Source organism: Streptomyces sp. NPDC005811 (assembly GCF_040630405.1).
Classification (GTDB): Bacteria; Actinomycetota; Actinomycetes; order Streptomycetales; family Streptomycetaceae; genus Streptomyces.
In genome coordinates, this window is the sequence record NZ_JBEXXK010000015.1 from 138,645 (window position 1) to 157,811 (window position 19,167).

Here is a 19,167-nt window from a genome sequence, read left to right on the forward strand (position 1 = left end):
CCGTTCTCCGGTGGAAACCGGCCCGCCTGGCGCGATAGGGATGGACCCATGAGTCACCACGGGGGTGTCGGCCACGAGCCCGACGAGACGACGAGTTTTGTTCTGCAACCGCCCGCCCCGCTCCCGCCCGCCCCGCTCCCGCCCGCCCCGCTCCCGCCCGCCCCGCTCCCGCCCGCCGCCCCCTCGCCGATCCCTCCACAGCAGGGCGAGCCCGGCGCCGGGCGGCTCATAGCCGGCCGGTACCGGCTGCTGTCGCGGCTCGGCATCGGCGGCATGGGCACGGTGTGGCGGGCCAAGGACGAGACCGTGGACCGCGAGGTCGCCGTCAAGGAGCCCCGCGTACCGGACCATCTTCCCGAACGGGAACGGGCCAACGCCTTCGAACGGATGCGCCGCGAGGCACGGGCGGCGGCCCGGCTCGACCACCCCGCCGTGGTCAACGTGCACGATGTCGCCGTCGTCGACGGACAGCCCTGGATCGTGATGGAGCTGGTCCACGGCCGCTCCCTCGGCAGCGTCCTCCAGGAGGGCACGCTCAGCGCCCGCGAGGCCGCCCGGATCGGCCTGGAGGTGCTGGCCGCGCTGGAGGCCGCGCACGCGGCGGGCATCCTGCACCGGGACGTGAAACCGGACAACATCCTCCTCGGCCGCCACGACCGGATCGTCCTCACCGACTTCGGCATCGCGCAGATCGAGGGCGAGACCAGTCTGACCGACACCGGCGGCTTCGTCGGCTCGCCCGAGTACATCGCGCCGGAGCGGGTGCTCGGCCGGCGCCCGGGACCGGCCTGCGACCTGTGGTCGCTCGGCGTGGTGCTGTACGCGGCCACGGAGGGCGTGTCGCCCTTCCGCCGCAGCAACACGGCCGCCACCCTCCAGTCCGTCCTGCACGCCGAGCCCGCCCCGCCCGCCGCCGCGCGGGGCCCGCTCGCCGACGCCGTCAACGGGCTGCTCGACAAGGACCCGGCCCGCCGCCCCGGCGCCGCACAGGTCCGGGCCCTGCTGGAGGCGGCCGCGAACCCGCCCGCGCCGCTCCCTGTGTCGGTCCTCGCGGCCGACGCGCCCGCCCCGACGCCGACCGAGGCTCCCGTACGCCGGCGCCGCCCGGGCCGTACGGCGTGGACCGCGCTCGCGGCCCTGGTCCTGGCGGCGGCCGCGACGGCGTACGTGCTGATCGCCGACCCGTTCGCCGGACCGCTGCCGGACGGCTGGTCCCGGCACCACGAGAAGGACGTCACCGCCACCCTCGCCGTGCCCGGCACCTATGTGCGCAGCGAGCCGGACAAGGACCGCAGGGACGACGAGCACTGGGTCGCGTACACCGACCCGAGCGGCGCGGTCTCCGTCGTGCTGGAGGTGGTGCGCAAGGCGGAGGACACGGGCAGGAACATCAAGGCCTCGGCGGCGGCCGAGATGTACGCCGACGACGGGGACTTCAAGGAGTCCGGCAGCTACGAGCTCGACATGCCGAAGAAGCCGCGCACGAAGACCGACGGCAACGCGCGGTACCGGGACGGCCGGCCCGCCGCCGGGAACACCGTGGTCTACATCACCGACGACAGTCAGGACCCGCGCCCGCGCGAGCTGCGGATCTTCTACTACCGGTCCGCCGCCGGCGACATGTACAAGCTCCTGATCGGCTACCCGGGCAAGGGCGACTTCACCGCGCGGGGCCGGGAGGTGGCGCGGACGGCGATCGCCAACCTGGACCTCGACAAGCCGTAGACAGCCGTAGACAGCCGTAGGCTGCCGTAGTCGGCGGCCGTGGACGCGGGTGCTCGTGGTAGTCATGGGGCATGAGTGACGACGGCGCCCCCATAGGCGTCAACGACCTTGTCGCGGGCGGGCGTTACCGACTGCTCGAACGGATCGGCTCCGGCGCCACGGGCACCGTCTGGCGGGCCCACGACGCCCTCCTGGACCGAGAGGTCGCCGTCAAGCAGCCCCGGCTGCCCGGCGGCCCGGACGAGGACCGCCGCAGGGCCGCCCACCGCCTCCACCACGAGGCCCGCGCCGCCGCCCTCGTCGACCACCCCTCCGCCGTCGCCATCCTCGACGTGGTGGAGGAGGACGGCGCGCCCGAGGCGGCCGGCGACGGACCGCCCTGGATCGTCATGGAGCTGATCCGCGGCGAGTCCCTGCACGAGAGGCTCGCCCGTGGCCCCCTCGACCCCGCCGAGGCCGCCCGGATCGGTCTCGCCGTCCTCGGCGCCCTGCGCGCCGCGCACGCCGTCGGGATCGTCCACCGTGAGGTGCGGCCGGTGAACGTCCTGCTCGGCCCGGACGGGCGGGTCGTCCTCACGGGCTTCGGCCTGGCCCCCCTCCCGGAGCCGCCCGGCGACACCCTCGCCGGTTCCGCGGACTTCGCCGCTCCCGAGCGCAGAGCGGGCCGCGACGCCGGACCCGCCTCCGACCTGTGGTCGCTCGGCGCCCTGCTCCGCACCGCCGTGGCGGACACCGGCCCGCTGGACCCCCTCGTCCGGCGCCTGCTCGGCCCGGACCCGGACGGCCGACCGGAGGCGGCAGAGGCCGCGGCGGAGCTGGAGGCCGTGGTCGCGGCGTCCCGCGCCCCCCTGGAGCTGGAGAGCCGCTGAACCGCTGAACCTCCTCATGTCCCGATCGGCGCCCTGATCAGCGGCTTCGTTGCCAGTGGACACTGGCGGCATGTGGACGGTCGGTGAATCCCCGTTACCGGCGGGTACCCAAAGTCCTCCCCGCGGCATACCCTGCGCGTCATGACGGACTCGCAGGCCCCGGACAGCACCGGTACGACGACCACGGCAGGTACGACCGGCACGGCAGGTACGACCACGGCAGGCACGGCCCCGGCAGGGACCAACCCCCTCGCCCCCACCCCCGCGGGGGTCCGCACCGCCGCCGACGTGGTCACCCCCCAGCTCGTCGCCCAGCTGACCAAGGGCGTCGTCGGCTCCGGCCGCACCGCGAACCACACGCCGTTCACCGGCGAGAAGCTCGCCGACCTGCCCGAGTCCACCCCCGAGGACGTCCTGAAGGCCTACGAGGCGGCCCGCGCCGCTCAGGCCGTGTGGGCGCGGACCCCCGTACGGGAGCGCGCCGCCGTCCTGCTCCGCTTCCACGACCTGGTCCTGGCCCGCCAGGCCGAGGTCCTCGACCTCATCCAGCTGGAGACCGGCAAGGCCCGTCTGCACGCCCACGAGGAGGTCCAGGCCGTCGCGGTCGCCGCCCGCCACTACGGCCGCCGGGCCGCCGCGTATCTGCGGCCCAAGCGGCACGCCGGCGCCATGCCGACCCTCACCAAGGTCACCGAACTGCGCCACCCGCGCGGGGTCGTCGGCCAGATCGCCCCCTGGAACTACCCCCTGGAGCTGTCCGTCGGCGACGCGCTCCCCGCCTTCGTCGCGGGCAACGCGGTCGTCATGAAGCCGGACACGGAGACCTGCCTGACGGCCCTGTGGGCCCGCGACCTCCTCATCGAGGCCGGTCTGCCCGCCGACGTCTTCCAGGTCGTGCTCGGCGAGGGCCCGGTCGTCGGCCCCGAGGTCGTCCGGCACGCCGACTACGTCTCCTTCACCGGCTCCACCCGCACCGGCCGCGAGGTCGCCCAGGGTGCCGCCGCCCGGCTGGTCGGCGTGTCCCTCGAACTCGGCGGCAAGAACGCCATGCTGGTCCTCGACGACGCCGACATCGAGAAGGCCGCCGCGGGCGCCGTCCGCGCCTGCTTCTCCTCCGCCGGCCAGCTCTGCATCTCCATCGAGCGGCTCTACGTCCACGAGTCGGTCGCGGACGCCTTCCTGGAGCGCTTCGCCACCCGCACCAAGGGCATGCGCCTCGGCAACTCCCTCGCCTACGGCGCCGACATGGGCTCCCTGGTCGGCGAACGCCAGCTTCAGACCGTGTCCCGGCATGTCGAGGAGGCCGTGGCCAAGGGCGCCAAGGTGGTCGCCGGCGGCGTGGCCCGCCCGGACATCGGCCCCTACTTCTACGAGCCGACCATCCTCGACGGCGTCACCGAGCCCATGGCGGTGTGCGGCGAGGAGACCTTCGGCCCGGTCGTCTCGATCTACCGCTTCACGACCGACGACGAGGCGGTCGCCCTCGCCAACTCCACGCCGTACGGTCTGAACTCCTCCGTCTGGACCAGGAACGCCCGCCGTGGCGCCGAGGTCGCCGCCCGTCTGCGCACCGGCACGGTGAACGTCAACGAGGGCTACGCGCCCGCCTACGGCAGCGTCCAGTCCCCGATGGGCGGCATGAAGGACTCCGGCCTCGGCCGCCGCCACGGCTCGGAGGGCATCCTCAAGTACACGGAGGCCCAGACGGTCGCCCAGCAGCGGCTGCTGCCCATGGCGCCGGCGCTGGGGATGGACGACGAGAAGTACGCGGCCTTCATGAGCACGAGCCTGCGGGTGATGAAGGCACTCCGGTTGCGCTGAGGTTTTCAGGGGCGCGGGGCTGGATCGATATGCGGCTCCGCCGCGTGAGCGCGAGCAACCACGTACTACCCGCACGGACACGCGAAGAGGAGCAATCGTGCCCCAGGACACCTACGACTACGACGTCCTCGTCGTGGGCTCCGGCTTCGGCGGTTCCGTGACCGCCCTGCGCCTCACGGAGAAGGGATACAAGGTCGGCGTCCTGGAGGCCGGCCGCCGCTTCACCCGCGAAGCCCTCCCCAAGAACTCCTGGGACCTCAAGAACTACCTGTGGGCCCCCAGGCTCGGCCTCTACGGCATCCAGCGCATCCACCTCCTCGGCAACGTCATGGTCCTCGCGGGCGCGGGCGTCGGCGGCGGTTCCCTGAACTACGCCAACACCCTCTACGTCCCGCCGAAGCCCTTCTTCGACGACCCCCAGTGGCGGGACATCACCGACTGGCAGGAGGAGCTGAGCCCGTACTACGACCAGGCGCGCCGCATGCTCGGCGTACGGCTCAACCCGACGACGACACCCTCCGACGTCCACCTGAAGGCGGCCGCCGAGCGGATGGGCGTCGGCGACACCTTCCACCTCGCACCGGTGGGCGTCTTCTTCGGTGACGGCGAGGACGCGGACGGCGCCGCGAAGGCGAAACCGGGCGAGCGGGTCGCGGACCCCTACTTCGGCGGCGCGGGGCCCGACCGCAACGCCTGCACCGAGTGCGGCGAGTGCATGACCGGCTGCCGGCACGGCGCGAAGAACACCCTGAACGAGAACTACCTGTACCTCGCGGAGAAGGCGGGCGCGGTCGTCCACCCCATGACCACGGTCGTGTCGGTCACGGACGACTCCCGGGGCGGGTACGCGGTGGCGACCCTCCCGACCGACGACCGCCGCCGGTCCAAGGGCGGCACCTTCACGGCCCGCCGGGTCGTCCTCGCGGCCGGCACCTACGGCACCCAGACCCTGCTGCACCGCATGAAGGCGAACGGACAGCTGCCGTACCTGTCCGACCGGCTCGGCGAGCTCACCCGCACCAACTCCGAGGCGCTGGTCGGCGCCCAGACCGACGACCGCCGTTACCGCCGGGCGACCGGCGCGCCGAGGGCCGACTTCACCCGCGGCGTCGCCATCACCTCCTCGATCCACCCGGACGAGAACACCCACATCGAGCCGGTCCGCTACGGCAAGGGCTCCAACTCCATGGGCAGCCTGTCCATCCTCCAGGTCCCGTACGCGGAGGGCTCGTCGCGGGTGGCCGGCTGGTTCGCCAACGCCGCCCGCCACCCCCTGCTCGTCCTGCGCTCGCTGTCCAACCGGCGCTGGTCGGAGCGGACCATCATCGGCCTGGTGATGCAGTCGCTGGACAACTCGCTGACGACGTACCTGAAGCAGACGGGCGTCGGCAAGGGGCTGCTGACGGCCCGCCAGGGCCACGGTGCCCCCAACCCCAAGCAGATCAGGGCCGCCTCCGAGGCCGCCGCCGTGATCGCCGCCGACATCAACGGCTTCGCCGGCTCCAACGTGGGCGAACTGATGGGCACCCCGCTCACCGCCCACTTCCTCGGCGGCTGCCCGATCGGCGACTCCCGGGAGACCGGGGTCATCGACCCGTACCACCGCCTCTACGGCCACCCCGGCATCTCGGTCGTGGACGGCGCCGCGGTCTCGGCGAACCTGGGCGTCAACCCCTCCCTCACGATCACCGCCCAGGCCGAGCGGGCCATGTCGTACTGGCCGAACAAGGGCGAGACGGACCCGCGTCCGGCGCAGGGGACGGCGTACGAGCGTCTGAAGCCGGTGGAGCCGCTGGCCCCGGCGGTCCCGGCGGAGGCGTTCGGCGCGCTGCGCCTGCCGTTCCTGGGGATGCCGACGGTGCCGCCGAAGAAGCAGCAGCCGTAGGCGGGCAAGCGAAAGGGACCTGCACCCCCCTCCGAGCGCAGGTCCCTCTCGCTGTACCGGGCGGCGCCTTACGCGTGCGCGCCGGTGGTCCTGCGGCGCCGGACCGCGACGACCGCTCCCGCACCGGCGAGGACGGCGACACCGCCGACGAGGCCGATGACGGGGAGCGAGGAGTCGGAGCCGGTGGAGGCGAGGCTGCCGCTGATCGGCTTGGCGCCGCCCTGGGCCCGGGTGCCGTCGTCGGTGTCGGGCTTCTCGCCGTTCGGCTCGGCGTCGTCGACGTCACCCGCGTCGCTGCCGGCGGCGAGGATCTTCACGTCGTAGAAGTCGCCGTTGCCGTGGCACGTGGCGTCCTTGCCCGCGTAGATCGCCTCGCTCAGCGCGAACGACGAGCCGGCCGGGGCCGAGGCCTTGACCTTCACCCGCAGGTCGAGCGTGCTGGAGCTGTGCTTCTCCAGGGTGTCGAGCAGACCGACGAAGGAGCCGGTGACGTTGACCTGCTTGCCGTTCTCGTCCTCGTAGGAGTCCTGGAAGCCGTCGGTCCACTTCCCGTCCTCCTTGACCTGGATGACGGCGAGGCCCTCGGACAGCCAGGCGTCGTTGTCGTCGCCGTACTCGAGGAACGCGTCGATGTAGACGTTCGTCAGGTCCTGGTCGGAGTCGTTCTGGACCTTGAAGGTGAAGCCGTGCCAGCCGGAACCGGCCACGATCTTGTTCGGCAGGCCCTTGATCTGCGCGGTGAGGTTCTCGTCCAGCTCGAAGGCCTTGCAGTCCGTGAACGGGTCGAACGGCTTCCCGCTCGCGGACGCGCCGGTGGAGGCGGAGGCGCCCGAAGAGGAAGAGGAGGAAGAGGAGGACTGCGAGGCGGATCCGGACGGGGAGCCGGAGCTGCTGCCGGTGGTCTGCGACTCGGACGCCGAGGGCGAGGTGGTGTCGGACGCGGAGCCGGACGGGCTCGACGTGTCCGAGGCGTCCGAGTCCGGCGCGGCGGCGGTCTCGGACTCGGAGGCGCTCGCGGACGGCGAGCCGGACTCCTCGGCGAACGCTCCCGGTGCGGAGAGCAGGGCGAGCGGCACCATCGCGGCCGTCGCGGCGGCGGTGAGGAGAGTCCGGCGAAGCTTCATGAAGACCTCGGGAGATCGGCGGTGGGGAGAGGCCTTCTGCGAATGTGGGGCGCAGGCGTGACCCTTGTTTCGCTTGGTGTGACCCGAGAGTCCTGTGAACAGTTGTGCTCATCTCACAAGATCTTTATGTGATCTGCATCACATTTACATGCGCGAGGGGGTACGACGAAGGGCCCCGCGGGGCGGATCCGCGGGGCCCTTCTTTCGTCAGCACCGGCGTCAGGGCAGCGCCGGTGCCTGGGAGGCGGCGCCGGGGGGTTGCGCCGCACTATTGGTCTGGACCTCTGGAAGTCATCCGGGACAAAACGCGCAAGAAGGTCGTCCGGGACGGGACTTGGAGCGGTGCGGGGCTTTTTCTGCATCGTGCTGGATGAACGCGGCGCCCGCAACCGTTCGACCCGGCTCTTGTGCATTTTTGCCCTGTCCGCCGATCGGCCCCGGGCGTCCCCGAGGCCGACCGTTCTCTTGGGTGACCGGGCTGCTGTCCCCTGCCGTCCGGTCACTTACCTGGAGCGAGGTCCCACGACGCACGGCACGATCCGTCCGTCTCATCGCTCCAGTGAGCCACGCGTGGTACTTCCGGGCCCGCACCTGGCTGGAACGGACACCGGGACCAACGAAACGGGGCCGACGGCGGTCACGCGCCGTACGGGTGAGAGGGCGCCCGAACTCAGATACGACCTCAGATGCGACCCCGGCACAGCTCCAGCAGCGTCATCGCGAGGGCGGTGCCGGGCTTGCCCAGCGCCTCCCTGTAGCGGCCGAGGACCTCCATCTCGCGCGAGAGGTTCACGCGCCGGCCGCCGGAGGTGATGCGGGCCTCCTGGATGACGGCGGACACGGCCGCCCGTTCCTGGATCAGGCCGATGATCCGGTCGTCGAGGGCGTCGATGCGCTCCCGCGCACCGGTGATCACATCGGCGGCCTCGGAGGTACGGGCGCCGGTCACGTCGAGGGCGGTCATGGTGACTCCTGGTGTCGTCTCGGGATGAGGCCCCGGCCCGACAACCCCGGAAAACGCCAGGCGCCCCGGGCCTTGTCGGCCCGGGGCGCCTGGGAAGTCGCTTGTCAGTGGCTCAAGCAGCACGACCATGGCAGCCGGTGGGCCGGTTGCCATAGGTAAAGAGGAAGGTCGAAAGCTTGCGCATGGGGGGAGTATGCCATACCCCGCCATCCCCTCCCCGATCCCTCACTTCCCCGATCCCCTCACTTCCCCGATCCCCCACTTCCCCGACATACACCTTCGCTGCCCCTGCCTTCCCCGGCCCTGCCTTCCCCGGCCTTGGTCTTCCCCGCCATTGGCCTCCCCAGCCTTGGTCTCGCTGCCCCTGCCTTCCCCGCCCTGCCCACCCCCGCCCTCCACCACCTGCCCACCAAGCCGCCCACCTGCCCACCCACCCACCTGGCCCGCCCCCTTTTTTCCAAGCGAGTCGGGTGGTGGGTGGGCAATGGCCGGGGGTCCGGGGGCCGAGCCCCCGGGGACGGGACCGTTCCGACGGCCACCTCGGTAGAATCGGCGTACACACAGACCCCCGCCCCACCGCCGGAAGGCCCCCGTGTCAACAGCGACTCCCGCTGCCACCGCCCCCGACACCGTCCTGGTCGTCGACTTCGGCGCGCAGTACGCCCAGCTCATCGCCCGCCGAGTCCGCGAGGCCCGGGTCTACAGCGAGATCGTGCCGAGCACCATGCCGGTCGAGGAGATGCTCGCCAAGAACCCGGCGGCGATCATCCTCTCCGGCGGCCCCTCGTCCGTGTACGAGGAGGGCGCCCCCCGCCTCGGCCGCGAGCTGTTCGAGGCCGGCGTCCCCGTCTTCGGCATGTGCTACGGCTTCCAGCTGATGGCCCAGGTCCTCGGCGGCACCGTGGACAACACCGGCTCCCGCGAGTACGGCCGTACGGATCTGCACGTCTCCCGGACGTCCTCCACCCTCTTCGAGGGCACCCCGGCCGAGCAGCACGTCTGGATGTCGCACGGCGACGCCTGCTCCGCCGCCCCCGAGGGCTTCACCGTCACCGCGTCCACGGACGTCGTCCCGGTCGCCGCCTTCGAGAACGACGAGAAGAAGCTCTACGGCGTCCAGTACCACCCCGAGGTCATGCACTCCACGCACGGCCAGCAGGTCCTGGAGCACTTCCTCTACCGCGGCGCGGGCCTGAAGCCCACCTGGACCACCGGGAACGTGATCGAGGAGCAGGTCGCCGCGATCCGCGAGCTGGTCGGCGACAAGCGCGCCATCTGCGGTCTGTCCGGCGGCGTCGACTCCGCGGTGGCCGCGGCCCTCGTCGGCCGCGCCATCGGCGACCAGCTGACCTGCGTCTACGTCGACCACGGCCTGATGCGCAAGGGCGAGACCGAGCAGGTCGAGAAGGACTTCGTGGCCGCGACCGGCGTGAAGCTGGTCGTCGTCGACGCCGAGGAGCGCTTCCTCACCGCGCTCAAGGGCGTCTCCGACCCCGAGGAGAAGCGCAAGACCATCGGCCGCGAGTTCATCCGCGTCTTCGAGCAGGCCCAGGCCGAGATCATCGCGGACGCGGGCCCGGCGGTGGAGTTCCTGGTCCAGGGCACGCTCTACCCGGACGTCGTCGAGTCCGGCGGCGGCACCGGCACCGCGAACATCAAGTCCCACCACAACGTCGGCGGGCTCCCCGAAGACCTGGAGTTCCAGCTCATCGAGCCGCTCCGCAAGCTCTTCAAGGACGAGGTCCGCATGGTCGGCCAGGAGCTCGGCCTGCCGGAGGAGATCGTCCAGCGCCAGCCGTTCCCCGGCCCGGGCCTCGGCATCCGGATCGTCGGCGAGGTGACGAAGGAGCGTCTCGACCTCCTCCGCGAGGCCGACGCGATCGCCCGCGAGGAGCTCACCGCCGCCGGTCTCGACCGCGAGATCTGGCAGTGCCCGGTGGTCCTGCTCGCGGACGTCCGCAGCGTCGGCGTCCAGGGCGACGGCCGCACCTACGGCCACCCGATCGTGCTGCGCCCCGTCTCCTCCGAGGACGCCATGACCGCCGACTGGTCGCGGCTGCCGTACGACGTCCTCGCGAAGATCTCCACCCGGATCACCAACGAGGTCCGTGACGTCAACCGCGTCGTCCTCGACGTCACCTCCAAGCCCCCGGGCACCATCGAGTGGGAGTAGATCTCCCCGGGATCACCTGCGCCTGACGACGCGCAGCCCCGCACCGGGCTGCCAGACCTGCACGACGAGATACGTCTCGTCCTCGACGTAGGTCCTGACGACCTCCGTCAGCTCGGTGCGGAAGAGGTGGAACGGCTCCGGCGGTTCCACCTCTTCGCTGTACGCCCCCTTCACCGCAGGATCCTCGACCTCCACCGCCCGCCCGGCGATCCGTACGTCCCCGCCGCCCATCCCCGTGCCCTCGCCCGGGTTGGCCTGGAGCGCGAAACGCGGATCGCGCCGCAGATCGAGCGCCTTGACCGAATCCGGCATCATCCCGAGCCACAGCTCACCGCCGAGGAAGCGGACCTCCAGCCCTGTGGTCCGCGGAGAGCCGTCCTTGCGCAGAGTGGCCAGAACATGGTGGGTGAACGCGCCGAACCGCTCCTCGACGGTCCGCGCGAGATCGGGTTCGGCCGCCGTGAACGCGGCCCAGTTCGCCGCCGTGTCGTTCGCTGTCATACCCGGAGTGTGAACGCGATACCGGACAACTTCTGTCGTATTTCTGTCGTGTTCCCCGGACGCACGTCATCTTTGCATAACAAGCCTGTTCTCCTGCGCTGACCGAGGGTAACTTCCGCCCGTACACCCACCCAGTGCTGGAGGACCGATGCACGGGCCCACGCCGCCTGCCCCGCTGCCCACCGACCGGCTGAACTTCGCGATGCCGCCGATGCACGACTCGGTCGAGGACGAGCGCCGGCACCGCAAGGAACGACTGGCGGGCGCCGTACGCATCTTCGGCCGCCTCGGCTTCGAGGACGGCGTGTCCGGCCACATCACCGCCCGCGACCCCGAGTACAGCGACTGTTTCTGGGTCAATCCGTTCGGCATGCCGTTCAGGCACGTCACCGTCAGTGACCTGGTTCTGGCCAACTCCGACGGCCAGGTCGTCGAGGGCGGCTACCACGTCAACCAGGCCGCCTTCACCGTCCACGTCCAGGTCCACGCCGCCCGCCCGGACGTCGTCGCCGTCGCCCACTGCCACTCGGTGTACGGCCGCGCCCTCGCCGCCCTCGGCGAACTCCTCGACCCCCTCACCCAGGAGAGCTGCGCCTTCTACGAGGACCACGCCCTCTACGACGCCTACACCGGGGTCGCCGTCGACGCCGAGGAGGGCCGGCGCATCGCGAGCGCCCTCGGCTCCCGCAAGGCCCTCGTCCTGCGCAACCACGGCCTGCTCACCGTCGGTGACTCGGTCGACGCCGCCGCCTGGTGGTTCCTGTCCATGGAACGCTCCAGCCAGGTCCAGCTCACCGCCCGCGCCGCCGGCCGCCCCCTGCTGATCGACCACCGGGCCGCCGTCGCCACCCGCGAACAACTCGGCGGCGACCTCGTGGCCTGGATCAACTACCAGCCCCTCTGGCAGGACATCAGCCGCAGCGAACCGGACCTGCTGAGCTAGGTCCCTCCTGGAAACCGCGCAGCATCACGCTCTTCGTCCGCGCGAACTCCTCGTCCGTCAGCACCCCGTCCCGGTGCAGCTCACCCAGCTCCCGCAGCCGGCGCAGCAGGACGTCGGACGGGTCGGCCCGGGCGGGAACGGCCGCCGCCCACCGCTGCGGCCGGCCCGCGCCCCCGGCGTCCGCCCATGCCGAGGGGTGCGGCATCCGCGCCGTCACCGCCGTCGCCACCAGCGCGGTGAGCAGATCCCGCTGTACCCCGCCCCACAGATCCAGCGCGTACGGATCCTTCTCGGCCGGCGGCTTCGCACCCACCGTCTCCCGCGTCACGAAGCGCAGAAAGCCGTCCTCGCGACCCGAATTGGGCAGCCACTCCACCCGCACCAGATCCCCCACCGCGATGATCCGCGGCCCCGTCGCCCGCTTCACCCGGTCCGAGGTGTCCGCCCAGTCGATCCGCACCCGCGTCCCGTCGAACGACACGGTGCCGTCCGACGAGCGCACCGACACCGGCACCGGCGGCCCCGGCAGCAGATAGACCGGGGCGGGCCCCTGGGGCACCCGGTCCAGCAGCAGCGCGTGCCGGATCTCCGCCACGAGGTACTCCGCCAGCCCGGAACGGTCCGCGTCCACCAGCAGCCGGTACGGATCCGCCCCCTCCGGCAGCCGCCCACCCGTCGCCTGCAACAGCGGATCGGCCCCCTCTCTGAGCCACATCCGCAGCCGCCCCCGCCGCCGCTCCGGCTCGTAGCCGACCCCGGCGACCGCCTCCAGCGGCACGACGATCTCCCCGTACGTCTGCCGGAACAGCGGCACGGAACGGTGCAGCCCCGGCGTGATCCGCACCGCCGTACCGTCGAAGGCCCAGCTCCCGTCACGCTGGATGATCTCGGCCATACGGACAATTCTCGCAGCCGGGTCAACACGACCCCTCCCTTCTTCACCCGCTCTGACCAGACCTGCCGAAGCCGGACCGTGTGCGGTAGGGCACAATTCGCTGTCATCGCGGGGGAGTTGTCAGCAGTGCGGCGGCCGGGATCCACAACGGGTCCCTCACAGGCCGCCGCTCGTTCGGGTCACGGGGAAGGCGGGCGTCGGACGTGGCGGTACAGGAGGCGAGACAGGGCGCGCACCCGGGCACGGGCGCGGGCTCCCACGACGGCGGCTGCACCTGCGGGGACTGCCCGCACGGCGCCCGCGAGGGACACCGGCGCGCGGTCGCCGCGTTCCTGCTCCAACGCGACGAGTTCGCCGCCGGCGAGGGCCTGCCCGCCGCCGTCGCCCACTCCGCCTCGGCCTCCCGCCAATGGGTCTCCGAGGAACTCACCCAGTCGGCGGAGCTCGTCGCCGAACGCGGCCGCGCCGAGGGCGGGGCCTGGCTGTCCCGCCTCTGGCTGCGCACCGCCGTCACCGTCTGGGCGGCGGTCGTGCTCCTCCTCCTCGTCCAGGCACTCACCGCCATCGGCGCGGGCTGGACCTCGGCCCGCACCGCCGGACTCCTCGCCGCCCTCCTCGTGGCCGGCGCCCTCACCACCGCCTCCTGGTTCCACCGGGCCCGCGGCGGCGTCCTCGCCCCCGTCATCGGCGAGGACAACCGCCTCTCCACCTCCCGCGCGGTCGCCGCCGCCTGGGTCCTCCTCCTCTCCTACGCCGTCCTCGTCCTCGTCGGCCGCCTGGCCGCCGCCTCCGGCCACACCGAACGCGACGCCCTCATCTCCGGCCTCGACCTCGCCCGGGGCGCCGGTGTCGTGACCGTCCTCGCCGTGGTCTGCGGCATCGCGGTCCTCGTCCGCCGGGTGGTGGGCCTACGCGTCCTCGGCCAGCGGCTCCAGAAGGTCCCCGCCCACCGGCCCCGGGCCGCCGACCTCCTCACCGACGACTCCGGCCGCGGCACCTTCGCCGACATCCAGTACGTCGTCATCAGCGCCGTCGCCCTGGCCTTCGCCGCGGTCCGCCTCGCCCGCCGCCCCGACCAGCTCCCCGACCTGCCCTGGGGCCTCGCGGTCGTGGTCCTGGTCTCCGCCGCGACCTACCTCGCCGGCAAGTACGCCGAGGGCGGCCGCCCGGTCATCCTCTCCGTCGTCCGCTCCCGCGAGGCCGGCGACCTCGACGCCCCCATCCGCACCGGTGACGACATCGAGATCCGCGGCGCCGGCTTCGTCCCGCCCGGCGCCCAGACCGCCGACCGTCTCTCCCGGATGGTCGTCCGCATCGGCCCGGTCCATGTCCATGTCCCCCTCGTCCCCGTCGCGGGCGGCTTCAGCAACCCCACCGACGCCGTCCTCACCGTCCCCGTACCCGTCGACGTCGAACCCGGCCGGCTGGAGGTCCAGGTCGTCACCGCGGCGGGCGTGGAGACGAACCGCTACACGATCGACGTCACCGAGTAGCCGTGTGAACGCCCGGGCGGAGTGAAACCAGGGGGACCCACGGGCTCTGCCAACAATTGAGCGCACCCCCCATTTCGTACGTATGGTCTGTTGAGGGGTCCCACCACTCAGGGCGAGAGGCGGCTACGGGCGATGACTCACGGCATGCGGACGGACACCTATCCTCCCTACCTCCAGGGCGGCGGCCGGGGCTGGCGGGACACCGCCACCTACTACGCCCTCCTTCCTCTACGGATCTTCCTGGGCGTCACCTTCATCTACGCCGGTATCGACAAACTCACCGACAGCGCCTTCATGAAGGACGGCGGCGCGGGCTCGATCGGCGACACCATGCGTGCCGTCCGTGACTCCTCGGCCATCCCCGCCCTGGTCGACCTGGCCCTGAAGAACCCGGTCGGCTTCGGTTACGCCATCGCCCTCGGCGAGCTCGCCGTCGGCATCGGCGCCCTGATCGGCCTCCTGACCCGGCTCGCCGCTCTCGGCGGCGCGCTGATCTCCCTCTCCCTCTGGCTGACGGTGAGCTGGGCCTCCGACCCGTACTACTACGGCAACGACCTCATCTACCTGATGGCCTGGCTCCCCTTCGTCCTCGCCGGTGCCCCCTACCTCTCGCTCGACGCCCTCTGGCACAACCGGCGCCGGCAACGAGCAGGCGGCCTGGACTGACCTCGCCTCACCCCGCTCTGCCGCCGGGGCGCGCTCCCGTGGTCCCGGCGGGTGTTGTGGCCCCGCCGGTCCGGCGCCGTCTGCGCAGGGACCGGGCCACCCCGCCCGTCACCCCGGCCAGGAAGAGGCCGACCAGGACGAGCGGAATGACCGCGAACCAGGGGGTCTCCCACAGCCCGCCCGCGTCACCTGCGTAGACGACACCCGCGAGGGTGAAGAACGCGCCCGCGACCAGCCGGCCGGGCTGGAACTCATGACGCAGCACGGCTCACCACCGCCTGTCCTACCCCGACCTGGAGGTTCAGGTCGAGCGTTCCGGCCGTCTCCTTGCCGCCCGACACCGGCGGCAGCGTCACCGCCCTGTGCTTGCCCGGCTCCACGTCCACGTCCTCCTTGTTCTCGCCGGGCAGCCGGACATCTCCCAGCCCCACGTCGATGCTCAGCTTCACCGCCACGTCCGGCGGCACGACCACCCGCAGCCGACCCACCCCCACCTCCGCGTGCGTGCGCACGGTCTGCCCCTCGGCCACGTCCAGCCGGGACAGGTCCAGCGTCGCGTCACCGGTGCCGAGGTCATAGGTCCCTCGCACCTCCGACACCGCCGCGGGCCGCCAGGTCCGGTCCACCCAGTGCGTGCTCACGTCCTTGGGCAGGACCGCCGAACCCGCCAGCAGGCCGGCGGTGACCAGCGCCAGGAACACCGATCCCGCGCCGGTGCGCCCCAGGAGCGAACTGATCGCGATCCCCGCGCCGAGCACGATGAGCGCGGCGGCCAGCCCGGCCTGCAGGCTGGTGCCCAGCGGATGGTCGTCCCAGGTGAGCCGGGTGACGAGCCCGCCCGCGAACAGGGCCAGCAGGAACACCCAGCCGCCTGTCCAGCGGGGGCCGCGCGGAGCGGGGGAGCGGCCGGGCGGGACGCGTATGTGCTCCCGGGCGCCCAGGTGGCCGCTGAGGCTGACGTTGACGGCCGCCGCGATGTCCCGCCCCCGGGAGTCCAGGGGACCCCACAGATAGCCGGTGCCGCCGTCATGGGTGCCGTCCTTGACGATGGGGTCCCGCCACCAGGAGGGGTAGGCGGCCGGGACCGGCGGTGCCTGGGCCTCCGGCGGGGCGTCGGCGACGGCCTGCGCCGCGAGCGGATCGGGGTCGGCGGAGCCCCGGTGCCGCGACCAGTACCCGGCGCCCGCGAGCAGGAGCGAGAGGACCACGGCGAAGGTCAGCACACTGCCGTTGTTCAGCATCGACAGGAACACCCCGCAGCCGACCAGCGCGAACAGCACGGCCGCCAGGGCCTGGCCGTCGACCCGGCCGGTCAGCAGCTTGCGCACCTCGTGCTGCTCGTCGTCGGAGTAGGGGACGAACAGCCACGCGAACCCGTAGAAGATGAGACCGATGCCGCCCGTCGCGGAGAGCACCGCGAGCGTGATCCGGAAGATCACCGGATCCATGTCGTAATGCCGCCCCAGCCCCGAGCACACCCCGGCCAGCATCTTGTACTGCCGGTCACGCCGGAACCTGTCGGACCCGTCGACGGGCCCGGCGCCCCCGGTGCCCCCGACACCGCCGGCCCCCTCGGCATCCGGTCGGGCCGCCGCCTCGGATGCCGCTGCGGCGGTGGCCGCGCCGACCGCGGCCTCCGCGGCGGTGAGGCCCTCGTCGCCCCGGCCCGGCCCCTCGGACATACGGTCTGCTCCCCTGTCTCCGCTGCCTCTGCTGTCGGCGGTGTCTCCGCTGTCTCCGCTGTTTCCGTGCGGGGGCGTGCCCGCCTGCCCGTGCGCGCGAGACTTCTCACCTGCGGCGCCTCGGGCACCGGCGGACGGGGAGGCCGCGTCGGGCGCGGCGCCCTCGTCGGGCACGGCGTCCGCGGCGTGCTGGTGATTTTCCATGGGTCCATGGTGGCGGGCCCGAGGCCCCGGCGGCAGTCGGAACGACCCTGGTCGGACCCTGATATCGGCCCTGAGCCGACGCCCGGGAGGCGTTCGACCTGCGCGCGGGCCGAAGATCAGGGGCGTCTCGGGGGCGAACCCTGATGCCCGGGCCCGCACGCTGTGTGACCATCGTTGGCATGCCGGAAGCCGCAGCAGCACCACTCGTCGAACCGCGGCCGCCGCGCAAGCTCTACCGCAGCAGCGACGGACGCTGGCTGGGTGGCGTGGCGCGGGGGCTCGCCGGGCATCTCGGGCTGCCCGTCGTCTGGGTGCGGCTCGTCTTCGTCGGCCTGTTCATGGCGGACGGCCTCGGCGCCCTCCTCTACGCGGCCTTCTGGTTCTTCGTACCGCTCGGCGTCGGTGGCGTCGGAGACCAGAGGCCGCCGTCCCTGGTCTCCACCGAGACCGCGCCCGACGGCCGCCGCAGACTCGTCCCGCGCAGACCGGACCGGGGCCAGATCGTCGCCCTGCTCCTGATGGTCGTCGTCGCCCTCGTCTTCGTCGGCAATGTGAACCTGGGCAGCGGCGCCAAGGCCTATCTCCTGCCCGCCGTCCTGGTCGGCGCGGGCGTCGCCCTCGTCTGGCGCCAGGCGGACAACGCCCGCCGGGCCCGCTGGGTCGAGGTGGGGCGCAGACGCCGCACGCTCACCCTGCTGCGGGCCGGCGCCGGAGTCCTCCTCGTCACCGCCGGTGTCTCCGGCATCTTCGTCCTCCAGGGCTCGGCCGCCCACCTCGGCTCGGTCCTCCAGGCGGCGCTGGCCGTCCTCGTCGGGATCACCCTCCTCGCCGGGCCCTACCTGGTCCGGATGACCCAGGACCTCTCCGAGGAGCGCCTGATGCGGATCCGGGCCCAGGAGCGGGCCGAGGTCGCCGCCCATGTCCACGACTCCGTGCTGCACACCCTGACCCTGATCCAGCGCAACGCGGAGAACGCGGGCGAGGTGCGCCGTCTCGCCCGCGCCCAGGAGCGCGACCTGCGCACCTGGCTCTACAAACCGGAGGGCACCGGCAAGGACGAGGAGGACGAGCCGGCGACGGTCGCCGAGGCCGTCCGGCGCAACGCGGCCGAGGTGGAGGACAAGCACGGCGTCCCCATCGAGGTCGTGGTCGTCGGCGACTGCCCGCTCGACGAGCGGGTCGGGGCACAGATGCAGGCCGCGCGCGAGGCGATGGTGAACGCCGCCAAGTACGGTGGCGAGGGCGGCGCCGTGCAGGTGTACGCCGAAGTCGAGGGCAGGACGGTCTTCGTGTCCGTCCGGGACCGCGGCCCCGGCTTCGACCTGGACTCGATACCCGCCGACCGCATGGGCGTTAGAGAATCGATCATCGGCCGTATGGAGCGCAACGGCGGCACGGCCCGGCTGCGGGCGGTGCCGGGCGGCGGCACGGAGGTCGAGCTGGAGATGGAGAGGGCGGAGAAGACGTCATGAGCGACCCGACCGAGACGAACGCGGCGGCGGCAGCGGGGGACGCGCCCGAGCCGGCGCCGACCCCCGGCGAGAGCACGGGCGGGCGGCGCGTGCGGGTGGTCCTGGTCGACGACCACCGTATGTTCCGCACCGGTGTGCAGGCCGAGATCGGCCAGACCGAGCAGACGGGCGTCGAGGTCGTCGGCGAGGCGGCGGACGTCGACCAGGCGGTCACCGTCATCACCGCGACCCGGCCCGAGGTGGTGCTGCTCGACGTCCACCTCCCCGGCGGCGGTGGCGTCGAAGTGCTGCGCCGCTGCGCCCCGTTGATGGCCGACGCCGAACAGCCGGTGCGTTTCCTCGCCCTGTCCGTGTCGGACGCGGCGGAGGACGTGATCGGGGTGATCCGCGGAGGTGCCCGCGGCTATGTCACCAAGACGATCACCGGTACCGATCTGGTCGACTCGATCTTCCGGGTGCAGGAGGGCGACGCGGTCTTCTCGCCGCGCCTCGCCGGGTTCGTCCTGGACGCCTTCGCCTCCACCGACGCCCCTCCGGTCGACGAGGACCTCGACCGGCTCACCCAGCGCGAGCGTGAGGTCCTGCGCCTCATCGCCCGTGGCTATGCGTACAAGGAGATCGCCAAGCAGCTGTTCATCTCGGTGAAGACGGTCGAGTCCCATGTGTCGGCGGTGCTCCGCAAGCTCCAGCTGTCCAACCGCCATGAGCTGACGCGCTGGGCGACGGCACGACGGCTGGTGTGACACCCGC

The 19,167-nt window shown here is 72.4% G+C and carries 15 protein-coding genes and 1 pseudogene; 10 read left to right on the top strand and 6 right to left on the bottom strand.

Annotated elements, in window-relative coordinates; translation table 11 throughout:
* The first annotated feature begins 48 nt into the window (after positions 1–48).
* The 4 genes and pseudogenes from ABZ490_RS18320 to ABZ490_RS18335 all read left to right on the top strand — a co-directional run bounded on the left by ABZ490_RS18320 (position 49) and on the right by ABZ490_RS18335 (position 6,300).
* Positions 49–1,725 (top strand): serine/threonine-protein kinase, encoded by a 1,677-nt coding sequence (locus ABZ490_RS18320; RefSeq protein WP_358990803.1) that lies wholly within the window; start codon positions 49–51, stop codon positions 1,723–1,725.
* Positions 1,726–1,796: 71 nt separating this feature from the next.
* Positions 1,797–2,552 (top strand): annotated as a pseudogene (locus tag ABZ490_RS18325) (serine/threonine-protein kinase); the annotation flags it as partial.
* A gap of 183 nt (positions 2,553–2,735) precedes the next feature.
* The gene (locus ABZ490_RS18330; RefSeq protein ID WP_358990806.1) at positions 2,736–4,415 is read left to right on the top strand and encodes a succinic semialdehyde dehydrogenase; all 1,680 of its coding nucleotides are present in this window, start codon (positions 2,736–2,738) and stop codon (positions 4,413–4,415) included.
* 97 nt (positions 4,416–4,512) lie between these two features.
* Positions 4,513–6,300 carry a GMC family oxidoreductase gene (locus tag ABZ490_RS18335; RefSeq protein ID WP_358990809.1) on the top strand — a complete coding sequence of 596 codons (1,788 nt, stop codon included), beginning with the start codon at positions 4,513–4,515 and terminating at the stop codon, positions 6,298–6,300.
* Positions 6,301–6,368: 68 nt separating this feature from the next.
* Here ABZ490_RS18335 and ABZ490_RS18340 read toward each other — a convergent pair whose 3' ends face one another.
* The gene (locus tag ABZ490_RS18340; protein WP_358990812.1) at positions 6,369–7,424 is read right to left on the bottom strand and encodes an LPXTG cell wall anchor domain-containing protein; all 1,056 of its coding nucleotides are present in this window, start codon (positions 7,422–7,424) and stop codon (positions 6,369–6,371) included.
* A gap of 682 nt (positions 7,425–8,106) precedes the next feature.
* Positions 8,107–8,388, bottom strand: a complete 282-nt coding sequence (locus ABZ490_RS18345) for a chorismate mutase (protein ID WP_358990814.1) — start codon at positions 8,386–8,388, stop codon at positions 8,107–8,109.
* A 592-nt stretch (positions 8,389–8,980) separates the two neighbouring features.
* Between ABZ490_RS18345 and guaA the strand changes: the two genes are divergently transcribed.
* Complete coding sequence (gene guaA, locus ABZ490_RS18350; protein ID WP_358990817.1) at positions 8,981–10,561, top strand: glutamine-hydrolyzing GMP synthase; 1,581 nt, start codon at positions 8,981–8,983, stop codon at positions 10,559–10,561.
* A 12-nt stretch (positions 10,562–10,573) separates the two neighbouring features.
* Here guaA and ABZ490_RS18355 read toward each other — a convergent pair whose 3' ends face one another.
* The gene (locus ABZ490_RS18355; RefSeq protein WP_358990820.1) at positions 10,574–11,062 is read right to left on the bottom strand and encodes a pyridoxamine 5'-phosphate oxidase family protein; all 489 of its coding nucleotides are present in this window, start codon (positions 11,060–11,062) and stop codon (positions 10,574–10,576) included.
* Positions 11,063–11,210: 148 nt separating this feature from the next.
* On the opposite strand from ABZ490_RS18355, the gene ABZ490_RS18360 reads away from it, so the two are divergent.
* A complete protein-coding gene (locus tag ABZ490_RS18360; RefSeq protein WP_358990823.1) occupies positions 11,211–12,005 on the top strand; it encodes a class II aldolase/adducin family protein in 795 nt (264 codons plus the stop codon).
* On the opposite strand, the gene ABZ490_RS18365 is transcribed toward ABZ490_RS18360, so the two are convergent.
* Entirely contained in the window at positions 11,974–12,900 is a 927-nt protein-coding gene (locus tag ABZ490_RS18365; RefSeq protein WP_358990826.1) for a DUF4429 domain-containing protein, read from the bottom strand. The two genes, ABZ490_RS18360 and ABZ490_RS18365, sit on opposite strands and share 32 nt — an antisense overlap.
* Before the next feature lie 203 nt (positions 12,901–13,103).
* Here ABZ490_RS18365 and ABZ490_RS18370 point away from each other — a divergent pair, with 203 nt between their 5' ends.
* Positions 13,104–14,393, top strand: coding sequence for a hypothetical protein (locus tag ABZ490_RS18370; RefSeq protein WP_358990829.1), 1,290 nt, complete (start codon positions 13,104–13,106; stop codon positions 14,391–14,393).
* A gap of 144 nt (positions 14,394–14,537) precedes the next feature.
* On the top strand, positions 14,538–15,059 hold the full coding sequence (locus ABZ490_RS18375) for a DoxX family protein (protein WP_358990832.1): 522 nt from the start codon (positions 14,538–14,540) through the stop codon (positions 15,057–15,059).
* Between the two features lie 7 nt (positions 15,060–15,066).
* On the opposite strand, the gene ABZ490_RS18380 is transcribed toward ABZ490_RS18375, so the two are convergent.
* Together ABZ490_RS18380 and ABZ490_RS18385 are read right to left on the bottom strand one after the other, a co-directional pair.
* Entirely contained in the window at positions 15,067–15,324 is a 258-nt protein-coding gene (locus ABZ490_RS18380; RefSeq protein ID WP_358990835.1) for a hypothetical protein, read from the bottom strand.
* Positions 15,311–16,945, bottom strand: coding sequence for a PspC domain-containing protein (locus ABZ490_RS18385; protein ID WP_358990838.1), 1,635 nt, complete (start codon positions 16,943–16,945; stop codon positions 15,311–15,313). The genes ABZ490_RS18380 and ABZ490_RS18385 overlap by 14 nt, the downstream gene beginning before the upstream one ends.
* Before the next feature lie 179 nt (positions 16,946–17,124).
* Here ABZ490_RS18385 and ABZ490_RS18390 point away from each other — a divergent pair, with 179 nt between their 5' ends.
* Positions 17,125–18,417, top strand: coding sequence for a PspC domain-containing protein (locus tag ABZ490_RS18390; protein WP_358990840.1), 1,293 nt, complete (start codon positions 17,125–17,127; stop codon positions 18,415–18,417).
* On the top strand, positions 18,414–19,160 hold the full coding sequence (locus ABZ490_RS18395; protein ID WP_358990844.1) for a response regulator transcription factor: 747 nt from the start codon (positions 18,414–18,416) through the stop codon (positions 19,158–19,160). Before ABZ490_RS18390 ends, ABZ490_RS18395 begins: the two co-directional genes overlap by 4 nt.
* The last annotated feature ends 7 nt before the right edge of the window (positions 19,161–19,167 follow it).